The 1,913-nt window shown below is 67.0% G+C and carries 2 protein-coding genes; one reads left to right on the top strand and one right to left on the bottom strand.

All coding sequences use genetic code 11. From position 1 onward, the window contains the following. Window positions 1-202, bottom strand: a 202-nt coding sequence (locus ACWF94_RS39645) for a dodecin (RefSeq protein ID WP_453500012.1), incomplete at its 3' end; no start/stop codon positions are given. Between the two features lie 194 nt (window positions 203-396). Between ACWF94_RS39645 and ACWF94_RS39640 the strand changes: the two genes are divergently transcribed. Next, the gene (locus ACWF94_RS39640; RefSeq protein WP_453500010.1) at window positions 397-1,656 is read left to right on the top strand and encodes an extracellular solute-binding protein; all 1,260 of its coding nucleotides are present in this window, start codon (window positions 397-399) and stop codon (window positions 1,654-1,656) included. Window positions 1,657-1,913: the final 257 nt, after the last annotated feature.

The following is a 1,913-nucleotide window of genomic DNA, read 5'->3' as shown; positions in this document are numbered from 1 at the left end:
CCAGCCGGAAGCCCACCTTGAGCCCCACCTGGTAGTGCTCGATCTCTCCGTCGACGATACGGCCGCGGACCTGTGTCACCTCGAACCAGTCAAGTCCACGAAGTGTCTGATTCGCGCGGCTGATCCCATTGCGGATGGCTTGATCGATTCCGTCAGGGGAAGTGCCGACAATCTCTGTCACTCGATATGTGTGATTGGACATGTGCTCTCACTCCTCTCGATACACTCTGGTCACATGCTCTCCACCGTGCCCCACCAGGAGGCGGTGCGCGAGGCGTCGGCTCCAGGGCTTGACCGGTACTTTGGTATAGACCAAAATCCAGCCACACCCGTGCGAGCCTGGAGCGCGCTACCCCCCATCGGGTTCACGTTTCCATGTCCTCCGAAGGTGACGCTGTGACTATCCGCCCCATCCCCACATCCGTCGCACTGGTGTGCGTCTTCGCGCTCACCGGCTGCGGACTCATCCCGGGCACCGGCTCCGACACCCGTACCGTGCGGGTCTGGCTGATGAGGGGCAGCGTCTCCGACGAGTTCCTCGAACGCTTCACCGAGGAATACGAGAAGGAACATCCCTCGGTGAAGCTGAAGGTGGACTTCCAGGAGTGGACCGGAATCGGGAAGAAGATCACCGCGGCGCTGGAGGGCAAGGGGGGTCCCGATGTCATCGAGGTCGGCAACACCCAGGTCGCCCAATACGCCGAGAGCGACGCGCTGCTGGACCTCACCCTGGAGTCCGTACGCGACCTCGGCAGCGAGGACTGGCTTGAGGGCCTGGCGCACCCGGGCAACATCAACGGCTCCCAGTTCGGCATACCCTGGTACGCCGCCAACCGGGTCGTCATCTACAACAAGGATCTCTTCGAGGAAGCCGGGATCAAGCAGCTTCCCAAGACCCGTGAACAGTGGCTGAAGATGTCCGAGAAGCTCAATGACCAGGGTAATCAGGGCATTTACCTCGCCGGTCAGGACTGGTACACCCTGGCCGGGTTCATCTGGGAGGAGGGCGGCGAGCTGGCCGTCGAGAAGGGCGGCACCTGGACGGGGACGCTCGACACCCCGGCGGCCCTGCGCGGCATGGACTTCTACAAGGAGATCCAGTCGTACGGCAAGGGCCCCAAGAACGCGGACGAAGAGAAGCCGCCGCAGGCCGAGGTCTTCGCCAGGGGCGATGTGGCCCAGATGATCGCCATCCCCGCCGCCGCGGCGGCGATCCTGAAGGCGAACCCCCAGCTCAAGGGCAAGCTCGGCTACTTCCCCATTCCGGGCAAGGAAGCCGGGAAGCCCGGCGCGGTCTTCACCGGCGGCTCCGACCTGATCGTTCCGGAGAACGCGCCGGAGCGCAGCGACGCCATCGACCTCGTCAGCGCGCTGGCCGGGGAGAAGTGGCAGACCGAACTCGCCCGCACGATGAACTACGTACCCAACAAGGAGGCCCTCGCCAGGGTCATCCAGGAGCAGGAGAGCACCAAGGCGATGGCGGAGGCCGCCGCGGCCGAGCGCAGCCAGGCCACTCCGAACTCGCCGAAGTGGGGCGAGGTCGAGGTCGACAACCCGATCAAGCCCTTTATGACGACGGTCCTCCAGGGCGGGGACCCCCGGCGTGCCGCACAGCAGGCGTCCCGGCAGATCACCAGCCAGCTGTCACCGGGCTGAGCCAGGGAACGGCGGCCGGGCTGCGCCCCCCCGGACGCACCGCCCCGGCCGATCGGCGGGTCCACCGGCCGGGCTGATCCCCGGGAACAGTGACCGGGCTGTGCCCTGAGCGCACCGACCGAGCCGACGATCCGCAGGCACCGCGACCCGGCCGATCCCCGGGCGCACGGCGACCACCGCCGCGGTCCACGCCGTCGGGGCCGTGCAGGGCGGGCACGGCGGTGACCTCGACGGTGCCGCCGGCGGTCTTCAGCTCC

This window comes from Streptomyces sp. NPDC055078, from assembly GCF_053607985.1.
The sequence above is the reverse complement of the archived record's forward strand: the minus strand, read 5'-3'. Positions and strand labels throughout refer to the sequence as shown.